The organism is Mycobacterium sp. IS-836, from assembly GCF_001954275.1.
In the GTDB taxonomy this organism is placed as follows: Bacteria; Actinomycetota; Actinomycetes; order Mycobacteriales; family Mycobacteriaceae; genus Mycobacterium.
In genome coordinates this window covers 17,206-39,375 of record NZ_MBEU01000068.1, presented here as the reverse complement: position 1 = coordinate 39,375, position 22,170 = coordinate 17,206, and the positions used below count along the sequence as shown (strand labels likewise).

Sequence of the window (22,170 nt, the reverse complement as noted above, 5' to 3'; positions counted from 1 at the left end):
GGAGGCCGCCATGGCCAGCACGATCTTCGTCACCGGCGCGACGGGGCAGACCGGCGGCAACGTCTGTCAGCAATTGATCGAGCGGGGCGACCACGTTCGGGCCCTGGTTCGCAATCCCGACGACGCCGCGCCGCTGGCCGGGGTCGGCGTCGAGCTGGTCAAGGGCGACATCACGGATGCCGACGACGTGCTGCACGCGGCGAAGGGCGCCGAGGCAGCCATTCACTGCGCGGCGCTGCTGGGCGGCGCGAGTCAGGACCTGGAGGACTTCAAGGCGGTCAACACCGTCGGCACCACCAACGTCCTGGATGCGGCCAAATCCCAAGGCATGCGCCGGGTGGTTGCCCTGAGCACCGCGACGTTCCTCGACCTGAGCACCGGCGTCGATTTCGAAGAGGCGCCCGTCCTGAAGAACCCGCCCGGTGACCCCTACACCGTCACCAAGCTGGCCGCCTTCCTGGAGGCGCATCGGCGTGCCGCCGCGGGCGACGACGTGCTGACGTGTCATCCAGGCGCGATCTTCGGGCCCGGCCTGGTCGTGGAACGCGCCTTGCACCGCACCAGCTTCAACCGGGTGCTGCTGGCGGGCATGCGCGGAAAGATTAAGCGCTATCTGGCTTTTCCGGTGACGTGGGTCGCCGGGGCGGATGTCGCGAAGGGCGCGATCGCCGCGCTGGACAAAGGGATGGCCGGCGAGCGATACCTGTTGGTCGGCCGGCCCGACGACACATTCAGCACGGCCGGTGGCATCAATCGCGCGTGCGAGATCGCCGGAATCGACCACCGCGTCGAGGATCTCGACTACCGCACCGATCCCGAGGCGCTGACCGCCGAATTCGGGCCCACGCTGATGGCCATCGCGGAGGCCGCGGCGAAGAGCAACCGCCGACCCCGAGCGACCGACAATCTGACCACCCGGCGCCTCGGGTATGAGCCCATGTCCTTCGACGACGGCCTGCGACGGCTGATCTCATGGCTGCGCAAACTCGGCAAGCTGTAAACGCCGCCGCCGCGTCGGTCGCCGATCGTATCCTCGACGCGGCGCAGCGGCTCGCGTTCCGGACCGGCGCCCGCAAGTTGTCGCTGTCGGACGTCGCGACGCTGGCCGGGGTGTCCCGGCCGACCATCTACCGCTACTTCGTTTCCAAGGAAGAGCTCATCGATGCGCTGGGAAAACGCGAGCGCCGGCGCTTCACCGCCGCATTGGACGAAGCGACGTCGGGCGTCGTCGGGGTCGCACGACTGGAAGCCGCGGTCGACGTCGTCGCGACCTTCGTCGAGGCCCAGCCACCCGGGCGCCTGCTCGATCTCGAGCCGGGATTTGCACACGAACAGATGGCGCAGGCCTTACCCATGCTCGCCGAAGGCCTGTTGGCGGTGTTGCAGCGTTGCGCCCGCGAGGGTGCCTTCCTCACGCCGGTCGACCCTCGCGCTCTGGCCGGCGCCATCGCACGAACCGCGTTGAGCCATTACATATTTCCCGACGTCGACCGCGCCGCCGCGCGAAAGCAGATCTGCGCCGCGGCCGGTCTGTCCGCTCACTTCACCTGAAACTTGGTGGCGCCGTAGGGTTCCGACGTGCCGAGAGCGAACACCGTCTCGGGCGTGACGCGATAGAGATGCCACGGCGCGGGGCCGGCCGAGGGAGCGCTGAACTCCGCCGTCAGCGCGTCGCCCTCGACGCGGCACGGCCAGCCGTCACGCGCGAAAACGTCTGCGACGGACGCCAGTTCGCCGGCGTCGGTAACCCGGCGGGCGGACCCTTCGACGACAAGATCGAACGGATCGGTGGCGACGGACAGTACGCATCGCGGATCGCGGGCCAAGTTACGCGATTTCCTGGTGGCCGGGCCGGAGGTGAAGTACCAGCTGCCGTCCCACGGAAGCACCCCGAGCGGCATCACATGCGGGGTGCCGTCGGGATTGATCGTGGTGAGCCACACCGTGTGGCGTTGCGGGCCGCCGGTTTCCGGCGCCTGGGTCAGCTGACTGTCCAGCACGGCTTTGACCCGAGCCCACTGAATGGCCGGCGCACCATAGCCGTCGAGATTGCGTTGTGTGATCGTCATATCGGTGTTGACCGATGCCGGACCCAGAACTCATCGCTTCCGTAGCAGGAACAGGCCATAGGCCGCTATCGACTGCGAGTCCGTGATCACACCCGAGCGGATCATCCGCTCGACGTCGTCGCGCGCGAACCATTGGCTGTGCATGTCCTGCTCCTCGTGCTCGCGGCGGGATTCGCCCTCGGAGATCCCGGTGGCCAGGAAAACCCACCCGCGCTGACTGCTCAGTCCCGGCGCCACGTCGAGCTGGCCGAGCGCCTCGAACGATGCCGCACGTAGCCCGGTTTCCTCGCGCAGCTCGCGCGCCGCCAGCTCGGACGGCTCGCTTTCCGCCAGATCCGGAGCCGTGCCCTGTGGAAACTCCCAGCGCCGCGCGCCGAGCGGATACCGGAACTGTTCGACCAAGGAGAAGCGCCGTCCGTCATAAGGCAGCACCAGCGCATAGGTCGGCTTGTCCACCACGGCGAAGATGCCCGCGCTGCCGTCGGCACGACGGATGTCGTCCTCTCGAAGCACCATCCACCGGTTCCGATAGATTTCGCGGGATGCGACGCGTTCGATGAAAGGCACGCCGCCAGTATCGCGGTCAGCGCAATTCCGAGTCCTATGAGGCGGGTGTTTCGGCGGCCCGTTTGATGCGCCGCAGTGTCTCCTCGATCCCCTGGTTGACCTGACGTCCCCGCGGCATAAGCGCTTCAGCGAGTCGAGTGGGCGCCGAACACCACACGAACTGAAAGGACTCGGTGAGCGACGTGCCGGACGACGACGGCTCCATCGTGTAAAGCCAACGTGTTTCTTCACGCCCAGTGCCGTCGTTGACCGTGCTGAAGCTGAATTCACGGCCCCGGTCGGCGGCAACGACCACGGCCGTTCTTTGCCACCGCAGCAGACCGCGCCGGTTGTACCCGCGAAACCGCGCGCCCGGGGCCGCCTCAGTTACCCCGTCAAGCCACTCGCACCGGTAGCATTCGGGGCTCCACTCGCCCATCCGGGTGACGTCAGCGATGAGGTCGTATACGAGATCGGGAGGCGCGACGATCTCGATGCTGCTGCGCCCGCGCTGGGCTGTGGGCATGCTGCGACTCTACTTGTGGCACAACGATGTCGTGCGAAGCAGCACTTTTGCTGGGACAAATCCGCACGGTAGCGTTGGTGAGCATGCGTCGGCACATCATCGTCAGCGGTGACGACGCACTGGCGACCACGATCGTCGAGGAGCTCAACAACGCCGGTGTGCACATCGTCAAAGTCACCACCGCCGCCGAGCTCGCCGACGCCGGGGTGACGCGCGCGCTCGCCGTGGTCTGCGCCGGAGACGATGACGCGATCAATCTCGAAATCGCCCTGCTGGCAAGGAAAGCCAACCCCAACGTACGGGTGGTGGCGCGGCTGGCCAACGACGTCCTGCGCACGGCTCTGACTGCCGACAAGCGGCCCGGCGCGATTCTGGATGTGGCGGAGCTCGCTGCGCCGTCGGTCGTCGAGGCATGTCTGGCGCACACGGCGCACCCGTTCGAGGCGGCGGGCATCAAATTCGTTGTCTCGGGCGCCGAAGCACCGCGGGACGCGACGCTACGCGAGATCTACGGCGACCTAGCACCGGTGGCCGTGATTCACGGCGAGAACACCTCTGCCCCGGGCGAGGTGGAGGTGTGCCCCGGCCGGGATCTGCCGGTGCACGCCGGCGACTGGACCGCGATGATCGGTACCGCCGACGAGCTGGCCACCCGCGGCATCAAGATCCCGCGGTCCACCGCGAGGCGCTCCCGCCGGCCCCTGCTGCGGCGGGCACTCGATGCCGGGCGCGGCGTGCGCGACGACCTCAACCCGATGTTCCCGCAGGCGCTGCTGGCGGCGGCCGCCCTGCTGCTCGGATCGACGATCGTGTTGCGCCTGTTCTATCAGCCGCATCCGAAAATGTCGTGGCTCGACGCGTTGTACTTCAGCACCGAGACGATGGCGACGGTGGGATACGGCGACTTCAGCTTCCTGCAGCAGCCCACGTGGCTGCGGCTGTTCAGCATCATGTTGATGTTCGCCGGCGTCACCACCACCGCACTGCTTGTCGCGTTCATCGCCGACCTGCTGCTTTCGCGGCGTTTCGTTCACTCGGCCGGCCGGCGTCGGGCGCGCCACCTACGCAATCACGTCATCGTCGTCGGGCTGGGTTCGTTCGGCATCCGCGTCGTCAGCGATTTGACAGCCGCCGGATACGACGTCGCGGTCGTCGAGCGCGACGAGAACAACCGCTACCTGTCGACGGCGGCCGACCTCGACGTACCGGTGATTTTCGGGGACGCGACGCTGCGCCAGACCCTGGAATCGGCCGGCGTTGCGCGGGCCCGGGCGGTAGCGGTGCTGACCCAGGACGACATGGTGAACATCGAGACCGGAATCGTGCTGCGCGAGATGCTGGGGCCCAGGGTGATGCCCGACATCGTCCGGACCGACGTTCCGCTGGTGCTACGCGTATACGACCGCGCGCTGGGGAACGCGGTGGCGCAGCGGTTCGGATTCGAAAACGTGCGGTCGACCGTCGAACTCGCCGCGCCGTGGTTCATCGGCGCCGCGATGGGCCTGCAAGTGCTGGGGACGTTTTCCGTCGGGCAACGCTCCTTCATGGTCGGCGGCATGCACGTGGCGGCCGGCAGCGAACTCGACGGGCTGAAGATGTTCGAGCTGTCCACCCAGACCCGCGTCATCGCGATCACCCGCCAGGACGCGCCCGTCGCGCTCCACCCGCGACGCGACGCGTGGCTTCGTGGAGGCGACACCGTCTACCTCGTCGGCCCGTACCGCGAGCTGCTGGCGACGCTGCGCAAGGGGCAGCCTCCCCAGGAACCGGCCGCCGGCCCCGATACCAATGAGCGCGCGTCGGCCTAGAGCTGCCTGGCCACGTCGGCCGCGCGGCGCAGCTGGTCAAGATCGGAGCTGGTCGGAATCAGCTGGACCTCGTCGGCGCCGATCGCTTCGAACTTTCGCAGGACGGCCAGCAACTCGTCCTCGCTGCCGGCCCAGCCGGTCATCGGTGCCATCGCGTCGACGTACTCCGGCGGTATCCAGTTCATATAGCGGCGCAGATGGCGATGCACCTGGGCGCGGGCGTCCTCGGGCGACCCGAACGCGAACCAAAACGACGTCACCAGCTGCGGTTTCGGCTTGCCGGCCTGCGCCCACGCCGCCCGCGCCACGTCGAACAACGTGTTCTGCTTGGTGGCGTCCAGGTCCAGGGTGGTGCCGGCCAGGCCGTCGGCCCAGGCCGCCGCGCTGCGGATGGCCTTGGGTCCCATGCTTCCGACGAGCAGCGGAGGACCACCGGGCTGGACCGGCAGCGGCCCGACCGGCAGCACCGACTCGCTGACCTTTTCGCCGGCCCACACCCGCTTCATCACCGCGACGCGGTCGGCCAAGGCGCGCATCGTCTGCGTCGCCGGATCGGCGCCGACGGCGTGGTAGTCCTCGTGCCTGCCGCCCACGCCGACCCCCACGGTCAGGCGCCCGCCGCAGAGCAGGTCGCCGGTCGCCAGGGCCTTCGCCAGCAGCACCGGCTCGTGCAGCTGCGGCACGATCACCGTGCTCACCAGCCGTACGCGGCCGGTCCACGCGGCCAGCGCCCCGAGCAGCGTCAGGTGGTCCGGATTGTCGAAAGCGATGCGCTCGCCCCAGCACAGCGACGAGAACGGCCCTTCGTCGATGCCCCGGGCCCAGCTCTGCAAAATTCCCGCATCCAGATCCGGCTCCATCACCGGCATCGTCATGGCTATTCGCACGACGGCGATTCTGGCATGCCTGCAACATGCAGATCCTCAAGTGGCAGCATGGTCACGTGGGCGTCACCTGTTCTTCGATCGCGCATGTCCGCCTCACGGTCAGCGACATCGAGCGATCCCGGCAGTTCTACGAGAGCGTCTTCGATTGGCCGGTATTGCTCGAGGTTCCGGAGAACGCCGACGACGCAACGCGCGATCAGTTGAGCTTCCTGTTCGGCGGCGTGATCTACGACCTGGGCGGGACGCTGCTCGGATTGCGGCCGGTCGCAACCGACCGATTCCACGAGGACCGCGCCGGCCTCGACCACATCGCTTTCCGGCTGAACAATAGGGCCGAATTGGATTCCGCGGCTACACATCTCGACGAAATCGGCGTCGAGCACGAACCGGTCAAGGACATCGGGCCGTCGTACATCCTGGAGTTCCGCGACCCCGACAACATCGCCCTTGAGCTGACGGCGCCGAAGTAGCCGTGACCGACGATCCCCGCGCCGACGTCGTGTCTCGCCAGTACGATCGGTGGCGCTATCCGCCCCCGATCCAGGACCTCGAGGCCTACTCCAAAACCAACTGGGAGTGGTTCGACCCGTTTCGATCCCACCGGATCCTGTGGCCCGACCGGGAATACCGACCCGACCTCGACATCCTGATCGCGGGATGCGGTGCGAATCAGGCGGCGGTGTTCGCCTTCAGCAACCGGGCCGCCAAAGTGGTGGCGGTCGACGTCAGCCAGTCGGCGCTGGATCATCAGCAATACCTCAAGGACAAGCACGGGCTACACAACCTCGAACTGCACAAGCTGCCGATCGAAGAGTTGTCAACGCTGCAACGAGACTTCGACCTGATTGTGTCCACCGGCGTGCTGCATCACATGGCGGATCCCTTGACCGGCATGAAAGCACTCGGCGGCTGCCTGCGGCGCGACGGCGCGATCGGCGTCATGCTCTATGCGAAATACGGCCGGATCGGGGTCGAGTTGCTCGAATCGGTCTTCCGGGACTTGGGGCTGTCGCAGGATGACGAGTCGGTGCAGCTGGTCAAGGACGCGATCCCGACGCTGCCCGCGGAGCATCCCGTCCGAAACTACTTCAAGGTGGCCCGCGATCTGCACGACGACGGCGCCGTCGTCGACACGTTCTTACACGGCCGCCAGCGAAGCTACACGGTCCAGGAGTGCCTGGAGCTCGTCGCTTCCGCGGGGCTCGAATTCCAGGGCTGGTTTCACAAGACGCCCTACTATCCGCACGAAATTCTCATGCCGGCGAGCAGATTTCACGCCGCCCTGGCGAAACTGCCCGATATCAAACTCTGGTCGGCTATGGAGCGGATACAAACTCTGAATGCGACACACTTCTTCATGGCGTGTCGCCCGGACCGTCCGAAAGAGCAGTACACGATCGACTTCTCGACGGCCGAATCTCTGGACTACGTCCCGGAATTGCGCACCGCATGCGTCCTGTCCGAAGCCGACCTCATCTGGCCCGGCGGCGCCAGGCTGACGCTCGGCCCCGATCGGCTGGCGTTCGTGCAACTCGTCGACGGACGCCGCACCATCCGCGAGATCGCGGCGAGCGTCGCACAGCCCGCTGAGATGGCTCGCGAGCTCTTTCAGGCGCTGTGGCGTCTCGACGTCCTCGCCGTGGCGCTCGCCACGAGCTGATGTCGAGGGAATACTGGAAAGAACTATGTCCATCAGTTTCAACCACACCATCGTCGCCTCGCGCGACAAGCAGGAGTCCGCGCAATTTCTCGCCGACCTGTTCGGCCTACCCAGCCCGAAGCCGCTCGGCCACTTCATGGTTCTCTCGCTCGATCACGGCGCCAGCCTCGATTACGCGGACGCGCCCGAGGGTGAGGACATCCGGCGGCAGCACTACGCCTTCCTCGTCTCCGAGCAGGAGTTCGACGCGATCTACGGCAAGATCAAATCGCGCGGCATGGAGCACTGGGCGGATCCCCGGCAACAGCGGCCCGGTGAGATCAACCAGCGCGACGGCGGGCGCGGGGTGTACTTCCTGGATCCCTCCGGGCACGCCATGGAGATCCTCACCCGCCCCTACGGCTCGGGCGGCTAGTCGCTTCTGTGCGGTGAGCCGTGCCGGACGCTCTCCTGCGCCCGATAGTCATTGGCGAGCTGCGCGACATGCTTGGGCAGGGCGCCGGCGGCGACATCCGCCAACGTCGTTTCCTCCAGGACCGACCGCATGCTGGCGCGCAGCGCCCGCCACACGTCGGTCAGCGCCGTCGTCGGACCGGAGTACGGCAGGTCGCCCAGCCCGATGTCGCGGACGCTGGCCAGCGGTCCGTCGATGCAGCGCAGCACGTCGGCGATGCTGATCTCGTTTCCCGGCCGGGCCAGCTCGTAGCCTCCCTCGCGGCCGCGGTGGCTGCGCACCAGGCGGTCGGTGCGCAGGTTGGTCAGGATATCGACGAGAAATTGCGGCGGTATGCCCTGAGCGTGCGCCAGGTCATCCGTCTTGACCAGCGAGCCAGCGCTGGCCGTCGCGAGCTGCACCATCGCCCGCACCGCATACTCCGCCTTGGCTGACATGCGCACCCTGAGGATTGTGCCATCCGCTCATAGCGACGATGCGTTCCGCGCTCGTCCGATGGTGGCGACCCGCCGCGCCCGGCTACGCCGCGCTTGCGATCGCCACTAGGGCCGCGACTCGAGTAGCTCGATGACGCTCTCCGCCAGCTCATCGAGCGGACGATCGGAGGTGAGCCGCAAGTCGGGATTCTTCGGCCGTTGATACGGGCTGTCGACGCCGGTGAAATGCGTGATCTCACCCGCACGAGCTTTGGCGTACAGCCCCTTGGGATCACGCCGCTCGCACTCCGAGAGCGGGGTGTCGCAGAAGACTTCGACGAAGTCGAAGCCGGCGTCGGCGTGCACTCGACGAGCCATCTCCCGGTGTTCGGCCAGCGGACTGATCGCGGGCACCAGCACGATTTGGCCGGAGTCGGCGAGCAGCGTCGCCACATGGGCCAGCCGCCGCAGGTTCTCCGCGCGGTCGGCCATGCTGAACCCGAGATCGGCGTTCAGCCCATGACGCAGGTTGTCGCCGTCGAGAACGTATGCGGGAATTCCCTTTTCGATCAGCTTCCGCTCAACGAGCATGGCCACCGATGACTTTCCGGCGCCCGACAGGCCGGTCAGCCACACCGTCCTGCCCCGGACCGCCCGGTCGGCGGCGGTTACCAGCGACGCGTGCCGCACGGTGTTAGGGCTCGCGGACTGCGCCGAGACATCACGCAACACCATTCCCGCCGCCACCGTGCCGTTCGTGTCGGGATCGATGAGGATGAACGACCCCGTACTGGCGTTGCGCGTGTACTCGTCGAGCAGCAGCGGCACCCGGGTGCGCAGCGAGATGCGCCCAAGTTCGTTGAGCTTCAACGCCGTTGCGGACTTGTCGCGATGCAGGGTGTTGACGTCGAGCCGGTACTCCAGCGCGGTGACCCGCGCCCGCGTGGTCCGGGTGGTGTGCTTGATGACATATTCGCGGCCGGGCTCCAGCGCCGAACCGTCGGCCATCCAGCAGACGGTCGCGTCGAATTCCTGCGCGACCCGCGGGTGGTTGTTGGTGCGGGCGATCATGTCGCCGCGGGATATGTCGATGTCGTCGGCGAGGCTCACCGAGACGGCCATCGGCGGAAACGCTTCTGCCACAGGGCCGGTCGGCCCTTCGATCGACGTGATGCGGGTGCTCTTGCCGGTCGGCAGCACCACCACCTCGTCACCGGGGCGCATGACCCCGCTGGCCACCGTTCCCGCATAGCTGCGGTGGTCTTGATGCTCGTGGGTCTGTGGCCGAATCACGTATTGCACCGGGAAGCGCACGTCGACGAGGTTGCGGTCACCGGCGATGTAGACCTCTTCGAGGTGCGACAGCAGTGCGGGCCCCTCGTACCAGGGCGTCCGGTCCGACTTGGTCACCACGTTGTCGCCGTGCAGCGCGGAAATCGGTATCGTCGCCACGTCCTGTACATCCAGGCGTGCGGCGAAGGCGTGGAACTCGTCGCGGATCGCCTCGAATTTCTCTCTGTCCCAGTCGATCAGATCCATCTTGTTGACCGCGAGCACGATGTGCTGGATGCCCAACAGCGAGGCCAGGAAGGCGTGCCGGCGCGATTGTTCGAGCAGGCCCTGCCGCGCATCGACGAGCACGATGACCAGTTGGGCGGTCGACGCGCCGGTCACCATGTTGCGGGTGTACTGGATGTGCCCGGGGGTGTCGGCGATGATGAATTTCCGCTTGGGAGTGGCGAAGTAGCGGTACGCGACGTCGATCGTGATGCCCTGCTCGCGTTCGGCGCGCAGGCCGTCGGTGACCAGCGCCAGGTCGGTGTACTCGTGGCCGCGCTCTTTGGATGTCCGCTCCACCGACGCCCACTGGTCTTCCATTACGGCCTTGGAGTCATAGAGCAGGCGCCCGATCAGCGTGGACTTGCCGTCGTCGACGGAGCCGGCGGTTGCGATGCGAAGCAGCGTGGCGGGTGCGGCCATCAGAAGTAACCCTGTCGCTTGCGGTCTTCCATTCCGGCTTCCGAAATTCGATCGTCGGCGCGTGTCGCCCCCCGCTCGGTCAAGCGGGACACCGCGGTTTCGGCGATCACCTCCGACACGGTGGAGGCCGCCGATTCCACACATCCGGTGCAGGTGACATCCCCGACCGTGCGGAACCGCACCATCGCCTCGAACACCGGCTCGTCGGCGCGCGGCTGCATGTGCCGGTGTACCGCCAGCAGCATGCCGTCGCGGCTGAACACCTTGCGCCGGTGCGCGAAATAGATCGACGGCAACTTGATCTTCTCGGCGCCGATGTAGGACCAGATGTCGAACTCGGTCCAGTTGGACAGCGGGAAGACGCGAATGTGCTCGCCCTTGTGGTGCCGCCCGTTGTAAAGGTTCCACAGCTCCGGCCGCTGGGCCTTCGGGTCCCACTGGCCGAACTCGTCGCGGAAGCTGAACACTCGCTCCTTGGCGCGCGCCTTCTCCTCGTCGCGCCGCGCTCCCCCGAATGCGGCGTCGAACTTGTTCTCCCGGATGGCGCGCAGCAGCGTCACGGTCTGGATCGGGTTTCGCGAGGGGATGGTCTCGACGACCCGGCCGGCATCAATGTCTTCCTGCACCGACGCGACCACCAGGCGCACCCCAGCCTCGGCGACCAATTCGTCGCGGGTCTCGATCACCTCGTCGAAGTTGTGGCCGGTGTCGACATGCATCACCGGGAACGGCAACCGCCCCGGCCGGAAAGCCTTGAGCGCCAGATGCAGCATCACGATGGAGTCCTTGCCGCCCGAGAACAGCAGCACCGGCCGCTCGAACTCCGCGGCCACCTCGCGGATGATGTGGATCGCCTCCGCTTCCAGCGAGCGCAGATGGCTCAGCTCGTACTGCCCGGCCGCCGGCGCGGCCTTCACATCGCTGGTCATGGGCCCCCTCAGAGAATCCCAATAAACTTGGTAGAACTGACCATGTTTATGGTCATTGCCGTATATAAAACCAGCCCGCCCCCGTCGATGTCAATGACTGCCCGTGTGGCGTACCTTGGGGCACGTCTCCGCTCGACTGGAGCACGGAGGGGAAGGGTTTAGCGGACCTGATGGCACCGTTGGCTACGGGGAACGGTTTGCCAAACGTCGTCGTCACCGGCATGGCCATGACGACGGCGCTGGCGACGGACACCGAAAAGACCTGGAAGTTGTTGCTGGACGGGCAAAGCGGCATCCGGACCCTCGACGACTCGTTCATCGAGCACTACGACCTGCCGGTGCGCATCGGCGGGCACCTGCTGGAGGATTTCGACGACGGATTGACGCGCGCCGAGCGGCATCGGATGGGTTACCTGGCGCAGATGTCCACCGTTCTGGGCCGCCGGGCGTGGGAAAACGCCGGCTCGCCCGAGGTCGACGGCAACCGGCTGATGGTATCCATCGGCACCGGCCTGGGCTCGGCCGAGCAGATCGTGTTCAGCTACGAAGACTTGCGCGCTCGTGGGAAGAACGCTGTCTCGCCGCTGGCGGTACAGAAATACATGCCCAACTCCGCCGCGGCGGCGGTCGGCCTGGAACGGCACGCCAGGGCCGGCGTGATCGCCCCGGTTTCGGCCTGTGCGTCAGGTTCGGAAGGCATCGCCCAGGCGTGGCGCAACATCGTGCTGGGTGAGGCGGACATCGCCATCTGCGGCGGCGTCGAGGTGAGGATCGAGGCGGTCGCGATCGCGGCGTTCGCCCAGATGCGCATCGTGATGTCCACGAAAAACGACGACCCGGCGGGCGCCTGTCGCCCGTTCGACAAGGACCGCACCGGGTTCGTCTTCGGCGAGGCCGGCGCCCTGATGGTGATCGAGACTGAGGAGCACGCCAAGGCGCGTGGTGCCCCAATCCTGGCCCGGATCATGGGCGCCAGCATCACCTCCGACGGCTTCCACATGGTGGCGCCGGACCCCGACGGCGTGCGCGCCGGGCACGCGATGACCCGGGCGATCCAGCTCGCCGGCATCACCCCACACGAGATCGACCACGTCAACGCCCACGCCACCGGCACCTCGGTCGGCGACGTCGCCGAGGGCAAGGCCATCAACAACGCGCTGGGCAGCAACAAGGCCGCGGTGTACGCACCCAAAGCGGCGTTGGGCCACTCGGTCGGGGCGGTGGGCGCGGTGGAGTCGATCCTGACCGTGCTGGCGCTGCGCGACCAGGTCATCCCGCCGACCCTGAACCTGGTCAACCTGGACCCCGAGATCGACCTCGACGTGGTGGCCGGCAAGCCGCGGCCCGGCAACTACCGGTACGCCATCAACAACTCGTTCGGATTCGGCGGGCACAACGTCGCGATAGCCTTCGGGCGGTACCCCTAGCCTGGACGGATGACCAACCCCTCCAGTCCTCCCGCGGCGAGTGGCCGCGACGTCATCGCGCAGTTTCTGCCGCAATCGCCGTTCGTCGCCAAGCTGGGCATCGTCGCCGACCACCTCAGCGATGACGAAGTGCGGCTGCGGCTGCCGTGGGATCCCTCCAATGTCACCCTCGGCGACATGGTCCACGGCGGCGCCATCGCCACCCTCGCCGACGTCACCGTCATGGCGGCGGCCTGGTGCGGCGCCGCGGCACCACCCGACCTGCGCGGTGTGACGGTGTCGATGACGCTGGACTTCATGGCGCCGGCCCGCGCCACGGACGTGATCGGCGTGGGCCGGGTGCTACGCCGGGGCCGCTCGCTGACCAACTGCGAGGCCGAGATCCTCGACGCGCAGGGCACGCTGGTCGCCAAGGCGCTCGCCACCTACAAGGTGGGCTGATCGCTATTGGCTGGGTCGCCGAACGTGCACTCAGTGCGAAAATCCGGCCCGTTTTTCGCAGTGGTTACACGTTCGGCGAAAGTGGCTTGGGCTAGAGGGTCATTTCCTCGAGCTTGCCTGTGGCGACGTCGAAAACGAACCCGCGCAGCGAGACGTGCTTGGTCACGAACGGACTGTTTTCGATGCGGCGCATCGATTGCCGCACATCCTCGGCGGCATCCGGAAACGCCTCCGCGGCCCACGGCGGCTTGACCCCGGTCTCCTCCTGAATGCCCCGCTTGAAGTCGTCGTCGGTGAACGTGAGCATTCCGCAGTCGGTGTGGTGAATCAGGATGATCTCCCGCGTGCCAAGCAATCGCTGGCTGATGGCCAGCGAGCGGATCGCGTCGTCGGTGGCGACGCCGCCGGCGTTGCGGATCACGTGGGCCTCCCCTTCGCCCAGCCCCAGGATGCGGTAGACGTCGAGCCGGGCATCCATGCATGCGAGGACCGCGACGTGTTTGCTCGGCGGCATGGGCAGCGGTCCCTTGAAACCGCTCGCGTACTGGGCGTTGTTGGCCAGGTAGTCATCGGTGACCGTCATAGCAGCCTCCTGCGGTATTGCGGCTTGAAATTAGCAACGGACCACCCGTAATTCACGCATGAAAATCAGGCGGATCACAAGGACGCCTCGACACGCCTTAACCTGTCCCAATGCGGCACGGGCGGCTCGGTCGGGCATGATTCGCTTCCTGGCGCGCCGGTTGCTCAACTATGTCGTGCTGCTCGCGCTGGCGTCGTTTCTGACCTACGGCCTGACGTCGCTGGCCTTCTCGCCGCTGGACAGCCTGTTGCAGCGCAATCCCCGCCCCCCGCAGGCCGTCATCGACGCCAAGGCCCACGCGCTTGGTCTGGACAAACCCATTCCGCTGCGCTACGGCCACTGGGCCTCGCACGTCGTGCGAGGCGACTTCGGCACGACCATCACCGGCCAGCCGGTCGCCGCCTCGCTGTGGCGCCGCGTCGGAGTCAGCCTGCGGTTGCTGGTGATCGGCTCCGTGGCGGGCACCTTGCTGGGCATCGCGGCGGGCGCGTGGGGCGCGATCCGCCAGTACCGACTCAGTGACCGTGTCGTCACCATGCTGGCGCTACTGGTGCTGAGCACGCCGTCGTTCGTCATCGCCAGCCTGTTGATTCTCGGTGCCCTGCGGGTGAATTGGGCCGTCGGCGTCCAGCTCTTCGACTACACCGGGGAGACGTCGCCCGGGGTGACGGGCGCCGGGCATGAATTGCTCGACCGGCTGCGGCATTTGATCCTGCCCACGCTGACGCTGACTCTGATGGCCGCCGCGGGATACAGCCGATATCAGCGCAACGCCATGCTCGACGTCCTCGGCCAGGATTTCATTCGAACGGCCCGCGCCAAGGGCCTGACCCGCCGGCGCGCGCTGCTGAAACACGGGCTGCGCACCGCGCTGATCCCCCTGGCGACCCTGTTCGCCTACGGGGTGGCCGGGCTGGTCGTCGGAGCCGTGTTCGTCGAGAAGATCTACGGCTGGCACGGCATGGGCGAGTGGCTGGTGCAGGGCATTTCGACCCAGGACACCAACATCATCGCCGCGATCACCCTGTTCTCCGGCACGGTGGTGCTGCTGGCCGGCCTGCTGTCCGACGTCATCTACGCGGCGCTTGATCCAAGGGTTCGGGTGTCATGACGTCTAGCTCGCAAACCGCCGCGGCCCAAGGGGTTTCGGTTCCGGAGGTGGCGGGTTTCGCCTCGCGGCGCACCCTGGTGCTGCGCCGGTTCGCCCGCAACCGGCTCGCGGTGGCGTCGCTGGCGCTGTTGGCGCTGCTGTTCGTCGGCTGCTATGCGCTGCCTTCGCTGCTGCCCTACTCCTACGACGACCTCGACTTCAACGCGCTGCTGCAGCCGCCGAGCACCCGTCACTGGCTGGGCACCAACGCGCTGGGCCAAGACTTGTTGGCGCAAATCCTGCGCGGAATGCAGAAGTCGATGCTGATCGGCGTCTGCGTGGCGTTCATCTCCACCGGAATCGCCGCCACCGTCGGGTCCATCGCCGGCTATTTCGGCGGGTGGCGGGACCGGGTGCTGATGTGGGTGGTCGACCTGCTGTTGGTGGTGCCCAGCTTCATCCTCATCGCCATCCTCACGCCGCGGGTCAAGAAGTCGTCCAGCATCCTGCTGCTGGTGCTGCTGCTGGCCGGCTTCGGCTGGATGATCAGCTCGCGCATGGTCCGCGGCATGACCATGAGCCTGCGGGAACGCGAATTCATCCGCGCCGCACGGTATATGGGAGTCTCCAGCCGCCGGATCATCGTCGGTCATGTGGTGCCCAACGTGGCGTCCATCCTGATAATCGATGCCGCGCTCAACGTCGCCTCGGCCATCCTCGCCGAAACCGGCTTGAGCTTCCTCGGTTTCGGCGTCCAGCCGCCCGATGTGTCGCTGGGCACCCTGATCGCCAACGGCACCCAGTCCGCGACCACCTTCCCCTGGGTGTTCTTGTTTCCCGCCGGGGTCTTGGTGCTGATCCTGGTGTGCGCCAACATGACCGGCGACGGCTTGCGCGACGCGCTCGACCCCGGTAGCGGGATGCTGGGGGGCGGCGCCCGATGAGCCTCTTGGAAGTGACCGACCTGACCGTCAGCTTTCCGACCGACGGCCAACCTGTCACCGCGGTGCGCGGCATCGGCTACCACATCGAGCCCGGCGAAGTGGTGGCGATGGTCGGCGAATCGGGTTCGGGTAAGTCGGTGTCGGCGATGGCGGTGGTGGGGCTGCTGCCCGAGCACGCGCGGGTGCGCGGTTCGGTGCGACTGCACGACACCGAGCTGCTCGGGCTGGGCGACGAGCCGATGTCGCGCTTCCGCGGCAAGAAGGTCGGCATGGTGTTCCAGGATCCGATGTCGGCGCTGACGCCGGTCTACAGCGTCGGCGACCAGATCGCCGAGGCGATCAAAGTCCACCAGCGGCGCGTGGGCCGCCGCGACGCCCGGCGGCGCGCGGTCGAACTGCTTGAGCTGGTGGGGATCTCGCAGCCGGAGCGACGGGCCCGGGCGTTTCCGCACGAGCTGTCCGGTGGCGAGCGGCAACGAGTCGTCATCGCGATCGCGATCGCGAACGATCCCGACCTGTTGATCTGCGACGAACCCACCACCGCGCTGGATGTCACCGTGCAGGCGCAGATCCTCGAGGTGCTCAAGACCGCGCGCGACGTCACCGGTGCCGGGGTGCTCATCATCACCCACGACCTCGGCGTGGTCGCGGAGTTCGCCGACCGGGCGCTGGTGATGTATGCCGGGCGAATCGTCGAGTTCGCCAGTGTGGCCGATCTCTACCGTGGTCGCCAGATGCCCTACACCGTGGGACTGCTGGGATCGGTTCCCCGGTTGGACGCCGCGCAGGGTACCCGGCTGGTGCCCATCCCCGGTGCGCCCCCGTCACTGGCCGGGCTCGAACCCGGCTGCCCCTTCGCGCCGCGCTGCCCACTGGTCATCGACGAATGCCGTTCCGCGGAACCGGAATTGATCGAGGTCGGCGTGGATCACCGGGCGGCCTGCATCCGCACCGATCAGGTCGGCGACCGCAGCGCCGCCGACATCTACGGGATCAACACCTCCGCCCCTGCGGCGGCGGCCGGCGACTCGCCCGTCGTCGTGCGGGTGCGTGATCTCGTCAAGACCTACCGGCTGACCAAAGGCGTGGTGTTGCGCCGGGCGGTCGGCGAGGTCCGCGCCGTCGACCGCGTCAGCCTCGAGTTGCGGCAGGGCCGCACCCTGGGCATCGTCGGCGAATCGGGTTCGGGTAAGTCGACGACGCTGCACGAGATCCTGGAACTCGTTGCGCCGCAATCGGGATCGATCGAGGTGCTGGGTACGGATGTTGCCGCTATGAGCCCGGCGAGCCGGCGGGCCCTGCGACGTGACATCCAGGTCGTCTTCCAAGACCCCGTCGCGTCGCTGGACCCACGGTTGCCCGTCTTCGAGCTGCTCGCCGAACCGTTGCGGGCCAATGGGTTCGACAAGCGCGACACCAACGCGCGGGTCGCCGAGCTGCTCGACATCGTGGGATTGCGCCGCGCGGACGCGGCCCGCTACCCCGCCGAATTCTCCGGCGGGCAGAAGCAGCGCATCGGCATCGCGCGGGCACTGGCGTTGCAGCCCAAGATCCTGGCCCTCGACGAACCGGTGTCGGCCCTCGACGTCTCCATCCAGGCGGGGATAATCAACCTGCTGCTCGACCTGCAAGAGCGGTTCGGCCTGTCCTATCTCTTTGTTTCCCATGATCTTTCGGTGGTCAAGCACCTCGCCCACGACGTGGCAGTGATGTACGCCGGCGCCATCGTGGAACAGGGTGACAGCGACGAGCTTTTCCGCAATCCGCAGCACGACTACACGCGGCGGCTACTGGGCGCGGTGCCGCAACCTGATCCGGGGCGCTATGTCTAGGCGGTTCCTTGCGCTGGTATTCGTTGCGCTCGTGGTATCCGGATGCTCGCCGGCCATCAACCTCCCGCCCCCGACGGGCGACGTCGCCTCGGTCGGCACGACCAGCGATCTCAACCCGCGAGACCCGGCCACGCTGCAAGACGGCGGGGATTTGCGGCTGGCGCTCAGCGACTTTCCGCCGAACTTCAACATCCTGAACATCGACGGCAACTCGGCCGAGGTCGCCGCGATGATGAAGGCCACCCTGCCGAGGGCGTTCATCATCGGGCCGGACGGATCGACGACCGTCGACACCGACTACTTCACCAGCGTCGAGCTCACCGGGACCAACCCGCAGGTGGTCACCTACACCATCAACCCCAAGGCCGTATGGTCGGACGGCACGCCGATCACTTGGCGCGACATTGCCAGCCAAATCCACGCCCTCAGCGGCGCCGACAAGAACTTCGCGATCGCCGCACCCGGCGGCGCCGACCGCGTGGCGTCGGTGACCCGCGGGGTCGACGACCGGCAGGCCGTCATGACCTTCGCCAAGCCCTACGCCGAGTGGCGTGGCATGTTTGCCGGCAACGGCATGCTGTTGCCGGAAAGCATGACCGCGACGGCCGACGCGTTCAACAACGGGCAGCTCGGCGGTCCCGGTCCGTCGGCCGGTCCGTTCATCGTCTCGTCCCTGGACCGGACCACGCAGCGAATCGTGTTGACCCGCAACCCGAAATGGTGGGGACGGCCGCCGCGCCTGAACACCATCACCTTCCTGGTGCTCGACGACGCCGCCCGGCTGCCCGCGCTGCAGAACAACACGATCGACGCGACCGGCGTCGGCACACTGGACCAGCTGACCATCGCGCAGCGAACCAAAGGCATCTCCATCCGGCGGGCCCCCGCCCCGAGTTGGTCGCACTTCACGTTCAATGGCGCCCCCGGGGCGATCCTGGAAGACAAGGCTTTACGGGTCGCGGTGGCCAAGGGCATCGACCGCCAGACCATCGCCAGGGTCGTCCAATACGGCCTCACCAGCCACCCGGTGGCATTGGACAACCACATCTACGTCGCCGGCCAGGAGGGCTACCAGGACAACAGCGCCACCGTCCCGTACGACCCCGCCGCGGCGAGACGAGAGCTCGACGCGCTGGGCTGGAAGCAGCGCGGCCAGTTCCGCGAAAAGGACGGGCGCCAGCTGGTCATCCGCGACCTGTTCTACGACGCGCAGGGCAGCAAGGTGTTCGCCCAGATCGCCCAGCACGACCTGGCCCAGATCGGGGTCAAACTCGAACTGGTAGCCCGGTCCGGCAGCGGGTTCTTCACCAACTACATCAACGTCGGGGCCTTCGACATGGCCCAATTCGGCTGGCTCGGCGACGCGTTCCCGCTGTCCGCGCTGACCCAGATCTACCAGTCCGGCGGGGCCAGCAACTTCGGCAAGATCGGCAGCCCGGAGATCGACGCCGCCATCGAGCGCACGCTCGAAGAGCTCGATCCCGGAAAGGCCCGAGCGCTGGCCAACGACCTCGACAAGCTCATCTGGGCCGAGGGCTTCAGCCTGCCGCTGACCCAGTCGCCCGGCGACGTCGCCGTGCGCAGCACGCTGGCCAACTTCGGCGCGCCCGGACTCGCCGACCTGGACTACACCGCGATCGGATTCATGCGGACCTGAGCCGCCGTCGCATCGCCGGCATGGCGGGCACCGCGCTCTCCGCGATGGCGGCCGCCGCGATCGCCTTCCACAGCAGGCGCACTGCGGCGCGCGGCGGGATCTCGTCGAGAGCCGGCGCTTGGGCAACCAGCCCGTCGAGATCGCCCCGGAACGCGGCGCCCGCGATGGCCAGCGCCGCGGGCTCGCGAAAGTCCAGCGCGCTGTGCGCCATGGTCGGCAGTTTCAGCAGCACGGAGTTCGGCAGCAGCGACGCCACCCGCTCGGCCACCGCGGGCGGAGTGATCAGGTCGCGGCCGCCGGAAACCACCACGGTCGGCCAGCCGAAGTTCGGCATCTCGGCCGGCAGGTCGTAGGGCTCGTCGTCGAAACTGACCTTTTGCGTGCGGATTTCGCGCTCGGCCACGGCCGGGTCGAGCGGCAGGCCGTCGGGCTGGGCGGCGTAGTCGAGCTCGCGGAACGCGATGCGACTCACCAGGTCTTCCTCGTAGCGGAACGGCAGGTTGGACAGCGTGGTGAATCGGGATAGGGCCCACCACAGCATCTTTCGCCCGTCGAGCAACAGATCCAGTTGACGATCCAGCAGGCCGGCGCCGCCGTGTCCGTAGATCGTCGCGATGATCTGCGTTGCCGATGCGGTCATCACGCCGGCGTCGACGAGCTTGCGGACCTTGGGTGCCAGCGGTGCGGTTTCGGGGCTGTCTCCTTTGAGCAGCAGCCGGCGAATTGCGCGGCGCACGATCACGATGTCGTGCCGTGACAACAGTGGCGAATCGAGGACCATCGCCTTCACCCGCCCCGGATGGCGAACGCCGACGCCGGACGCGATATAGGTGCCGTACGAGGTGCCATAGATGACGGCCGAATCCGCGCGGGCGTCGTCGAGCACCGCGGCCACGTCGTCGACGACCTGATTCACGGTCAGCGCGCGGGGCGGCAGGTCGGCACCCGAGTCGTTGTGGCGTGACATTCCCACCCCGCGGTGCTCGATCATGATCACGTCGAGACCCGCGGCGGCGGCGCGCCGTCGTAGCCCCTTGTACATCTGCACCGACGCCACGCCCGGGCCGCCGGGGATGATCACCACCGGGTGGGTGGACCGGCGGCCGGTGCGTACGTAGAACAGGTCGAACTCGTCAGAGCTGGCCGCCGAGACGGGCCGGCGCACCCGGCGCACGCCGGGCAATCTCGCCAGCTTTTCGTGTGCCCGGCGCCGCTTCGCGTCCATCGTCATCGGTGTCGGCCCGCCATGGTCCCATTCTGCCGACACTCCGCCGAGGCTCCGCCCGTCAGCCTCGGATCAGGTCGGCCGCCTTCTCGCCGATCAGCACCGACGGCGCATGCGTGTGCCCGCGGACGGTGCTGGGCATCACCGACGCGTCGGCCACCCGGAGCCCGAAGACGCCCCGAACCCGCAACTGCGGATCCACCACGCTTGACTCGTCGCTGCCCATGCGGCAGGTGCCGAGCGGGTGGTACAGGGTGTGAGAGTTGGCGGCGAGCGCGACCTCGAGGGTGGCCTCGTTCAGCTCCGTGCAACCGCGCGGCCGGGCGATGGGCCCGAGCAGGTCTTTCAAGGCGGGAGCCGCGGCGAGCCGGGCGCATATCCGCAGGCCTTCCATCATCGCGGCGCGGTCGACGCCGCCCGGATCGGAAAGATAGCGCGGTTCGATGACCGGCTTGTCCCGCGGGTCGGACGAGCGCAGCGTGATCTGGCCGCGGCTTTCCGGGGCGACCAGGATCGGCCCGAACACCACCCCGTGCCCCGGTGGCTTGACCAGCAGGCCCTCGTCGTAGAACGGGGCGGGAGCAAAGATCAGCTCGAGGTCAGGAAGGTCCAGCTCGGGGCGGCTGCGGACAAATCCGTAGGCCTCGCCGACATTGGAAGTGAGCATGCCGCGCCGCCGCAGCAGGTACTTGAGCAGCTGTCCTGGCTTTTGCGCGTCGGCGAGGCTGTCGCCGGCGACGTCGAAGCCCAGCGGTGTGACCAGGTGGTCAAGCAGGTTCTGCCCCACCTCGGGCGAGTGGGCGACGGTGTCGATGCCGAGATCGGCGAGGTGGTCACGACTGCCGATGCCGGAAAGCATCAGCAGCTGGGGGCTGTTGATGGCACCGCCGCAGAGCACCACCTCGCGGCGGGCGTGAGCGACGCATAGTTGATCGTGTTGCCGGCCACCCCGTCGGAATTCGACGCCGACCGCGCGGGGTCCGTCGAACAGGACTCGGGTAGCGGTGGCACCGGTGAGCACGGTGAGGTTCTTGCGGCGCATGGCCGGCTTCAGGTAGGCGTCGGCGATGCTGAACCGGGCACCGCGGCGCTGGGTGACGACCGTTTCGCAAAAGCCTTCCGGCCGCGGTGAATTCGGTTGCGCCGGGGGAAATCCGCACTCGCGGGTCGCGGCCAGCCAGGCGGCGGTGGAGGGCCGCGGGCTGCGTTGGCGGGAAATCTGCAGTGGCCCGGTGACCCCGCTGTCGTCACCGCTGACGAAGTGCCACGCGGCGGTGACGTCCTCGATGCGACGGAAGTATCCGAGCACGTCGGCGAAAGACCACTGCGGGCCGGCCCGCACCGCCCATTCGTCGTAGTCGGCGGCGAATCCACGCACCCACATCATGGCGTTCATTGCCGACGACCCGCCGAGCACTTTGCCTCGGGGCCAATAGATCTCGCGGCCGTCGAGCTCCGGCTGTGGTTCGGTCAGGTAATCCCAGTCGATTTCGCTGCGGAACAGCTTGGAGAAGGCGGCGGGGATCGGAATGAATCGGTTCTTGTCCGGCGGTCCCGCCTCGAGCGCAACCACGGTGGTGGCCGGATCGCTGCTGAGCCGATTCGCGACGACCGCGCCGGCTGATCCGGTACCGACCACAAGGTAGTCGCACTGAATGTCCATGGTGCACTCCCGTTTCGGGGTGAGTGTAAGACG

At 67.4% G+C, this 22,170-nt stretch carries 21 protein-coding genes and 1 pseudogene; 12 read left to right on the top strand and 10 right to left on the bottom strand.

The window, feature by feature from the left end; translation table 11 throughout:
* Positions 1–10 precede the first annotated feature (10 nt).
* Together A5747_RS18595 and A5747_RS18590 are read left to right on the top strand one after the other, a co-directional pair.
* A complete protein-coding gene (locus A5747_RS18595) occupies positions 11–1,000 on the top strand; it encodes an NAD-dependent epimerase/dehydratase family protein (RefSeq protein WP_076126948.1) in 990 nt (329 codons plus the stop codon).
* Complete coding sequence (locus tag A5747_RS18590; RefSeq protein ID WP_076126945.1) at positions 973–1,551, top strand: TetR/AcrR family transcriptional regulator; 579 nt, start codon at positions 973–975, stop codon at positions 1,549–1,551. The genes A5747_RS18595 and A5747_RS18590 overlap by 28 nt, the downstream gene beginning before the upstream one ends.
* Here the strand turns inward: A5747_RS18590 and A5747_RS18585 are convergent.
* From A5747_RS18585 to A5747_RS18575, 3 genes are all read right to left on the bottom strand, one after another.
* Positions 1,539–2,069, bottom strand: coding sequence for a pyridoxamine 5'-phosphate oxidase family protein (locus A5747_RS18585; RefSeq protein WP_076126943.1), 531 nt, complete (start codon positions 2,067–2,069; stop codon positions 1,539–1,541). The genes A5747_RS18590 and A5747_RS18585 overlap by 13 nt on opposite strands.
* 30 nt (positions 2,070–2,099) lie before the next feature.
* Entirely contained in the window at positions 2,100–2,585 is a 486-nt protein-coding gene (locus tag A5747_RS18580) for an NUDIX hydrolase (protein WP_198938223.1), read from the bottom strand.
* Between the two features lie 85 nt (positions 2,586–2,670).
* Positions 2,671–3,141, bottom strand: coding sequence for an SRPBCC family protein (locus A5747_RS18575; RefSeq protein ID WP_076126937.1), 471 nt, complete (start codon positions 3,139–3,141; stop codon positions 2,671–2,673).
* An 83-nt stretch (positions 3,142–3,224) separates the two neighbouring features.
* Between A5747_RS18575 and A5747_RS18570 the strand changes: the two genes are divergently transcribed.
* Positions 3,225–4,949, top strand: a complete 1,725-nt coding sequence (locus tag A5747_RS18570; RefSeq protein ID WP_076126934.1) for an NAD-binding protein — start codon at positions 3,225–3,227, stop codon at positions 4,947–4,949.
* On the opposite strand, the gene A5747_RS18565 is transcribed toward A5747_RS18570, so the two are convergent.
* Complete coding sequence (locus A5747_RS18565) at positions 4,946–5,824, bottom strand: LLM class flavin-dependent oxidoreductase (protein WP_076126932.1); 879 nt, start codon at positions 5,822–5,824, stop codon at positions 4,946–4,948. The two genes, A5747_RS18570 and A5747_RS18565, sit on opposite strands and share 4 nt — an antisense overlap.
* 68 nt (positions 5,825–5,892) lie before the next feature.
* Here A5747_RS18565 and A5747_RS18560 point away from each other — a divergent pair, with 68 nt between their 5' ends.
* From A5747_RS18560 to A5747_RS18550, 3 genes are read left to right on the top strand one after another with little or no spacing between them, the layout of a single operon-like run.
* Positions 5,893–6,306, top strand: a complete 414-nt coding sequence (locus A5747_RS18560; RefSeq protein WP_076127303.1) for a VOC family protein — start codon at positions 5,893–5,895, stop codon at positions 6,304–6,306.
* Between the two features lie 2 nt (positions 6,307–6,308).
* A complete protein-coding gene (locus A5747_RS18555) occupies positions 6,309–7,496 on the top strand; it encodes a bifunctional 2-polyprenyl-6-hydroxyphenol methylase/3-demethylubiquinol 3-O-methyltransferase UbiG (protein WP_076126930.1) in 1,188 nt (395 codons plus the stop codon).
* A 25-nt stretch (positions 7,497–7,521) separates the two neighbouring features.
* Complete coding sequence (locus A5747_RS18550) at positions 7,522–7,911, top strand: VOC family protein (protein WP_076126927.1); 390 nt, start codon at positions 7,522–7,524, stop codon at positions 7,909–7,911.
* Here A5747_RS18550 and A5747_RS18545 read toward each other — a convergent pair.
* The 3 genes and pseudogenes from A5747_RS18545 to cysD all read right to left on the bottom strand — a co-directional run bounded on the left by A5747_RS18545 (position 7,908) and on the right by cysD (position 11,331).
* On the bottom strand, positions 7,908–8,393 hold the full coding sequence (locus A5747_RS18545; RefSeq protein ID WP_076126924.1) for an RrF2 family transcriptional regulator: 486 nt from the start codon (positions 8,391–8,393) through the stop codon (positions 7,908–7,910). The two genes, A5747_RS18550 and A5747_RS18545, sit on opposite strands and share 4 nt — an antisense overlap.
* A gap of 99 nt (positions 8,394–8,492) precedes the next feature.
* A complete protein-coding gene (cysC, locus tag A5747_RS18540; RefSeq protein ID WP_076126922.1) occupies positions 8,493–10,346 on the bottom strand; it encodes an adenylyl-sulfate kinase in 1,854 nt (617 codons plus the stop codon).
* Positions 10,346–11,331, bottom strand: a pseudogene (cysD, locus tag A5747_RS18535) (sulfate adenylyltransferase subunit CysD). The gene cysC and the pseudogene cysD overlap by 1 nt, the downstream one beginning before the upstream one ends.
* A gap of 114 nt (positions 11,332–11,445) precedes the next feature.
* Between cysD and kasB the strand changes: the two are divergent.
* Together kasB and A5747_RS18525 are read left to right on the top strand one after the other, a co-directional pair.
* A complete protein-coding gene (kasB, locus tag A5747_RS18530; RefSeq protein ID WP_076126917.1) occupies positions 11,446–12,702 on the top strand; it encodes a 3-oxoacyl-ACP synthase KasB in 1,257 nt (418 codons plus the stop codon).
* Positions 12,703–12,711: 9 nt separating this feature from the next.
* A complete protein-coding gene (locus A5747_RS18525; protein ID WP_076126914.1) occupies positions 12,712–13,143 on the top strand; it encodes a PaaI family thioesterase in 432 nt (143 codons plus the stop codon).
* A 91-nt stretch (positions 13,144–13,234) separates the two neighbouring features.
* On the opposite strand, the gene A5747_RS18520 is transcribed toward A5747_RS18525, so the two are convergent.
* Complete coding sequence (locus A5747_RS18520) at positions 13,235–13,726, bottom strand: carbonic anhydrase (RefSeq protein ID WP_076126912.1); 492 nt, start codon at positions 13,724–13,726, stop codon at positions 13,235–13,237.
* 136 nt (positions 13,727–13,862) lie between these two features.
* Between A5747_RS18520 and A5747_RS18515 the strand changes: the two genes are divergently transcribed.
* The 4 genes from A5747_RS18515 to A5747_RS18500 are packed head-to-tail and all read left to right on the top strand — an operon-like array spanning position 13,863 to position 19,249.
* Complete coding sequence (locus tag A5747_RS18515) at positions 13,863–14,837, top strand: ABC transporter permease (protein WP_076126910.1); 975 nt, start codon at positions 13,863–13,865, stop codon at positions 14,835–14,837.
* A 47-nt stretch (positions 14,838–14,884) separates the two neighbouring features.
* A complete protein-coding gene (locus A5747_RS18510) occupies positions 14,885–15,760 on the top strand; it encodes an ABC transporter permease (RefSeq protein WP_142245649.1) in 876 nt (291 codons plus the stop codon).
* Positions 15,757–17,592 (top strand): ABC transporter ATP-binding protein, encoded by a 1,836-nt coding sequence (locus tag A5747_RS18505; RefSeq protein ID WP_076126904.1) that lies wholly within the window; start codon positions 15,757–15,759, stop codon positions 17,590–17,592. Before A5747_RS18510 ends, A5747_RS18505 begins: the two co-directional genes overlap by 4 nt.
* Complete coding sequence (locus tag A5747_RS18500) at positions 17,585–19,249, top strand: ABC transporter family substrate-binding protein (RefSeq protein WP_076126902.1); 1,665 nt, start codon at positions 17,585–17,587, stop codon at positions 19,247–19,249. The genes A5747_RS18505 and A5747_RS18500 overlap by 8 nt, the downstream gene beginning before the upstream one ends.
* On the opposite strand, the gene A5747_RS18495 is transcribed toward A5747_RS18500, so the two are convergent.
* Positions 19,236–20,480: an alpha/beta hydrolase gene (locus tag A5747_RS18495; RefSeq protein WP_076126900.1), complete on the bottom strand. Its 1,245-nt coding sequence runs from the start codon at positions 20,478–20,480 to the stop codon at positions 19,236–19,238. The two genes, A5747_RS18500 and A5747_RS18495, sit on opposite strands and share 14 nt — an antisense overlap.
* A 55-nt stretch (positions 20,481–20,535) precedes the next feature.
* On the bottom strand, positions 20,536–22,137 hold the full coding sequence (locus A5747_RS18490) for a GMC family oxidoreductase (RefSeq protein WP_076126898.1): 1,602 nt from the start codon (positions 22,135–22,137) through the stop codon (positions 20,536–20,538).
* Positions 22,138–22,170 lie beyond the last annotated feature (33 nt).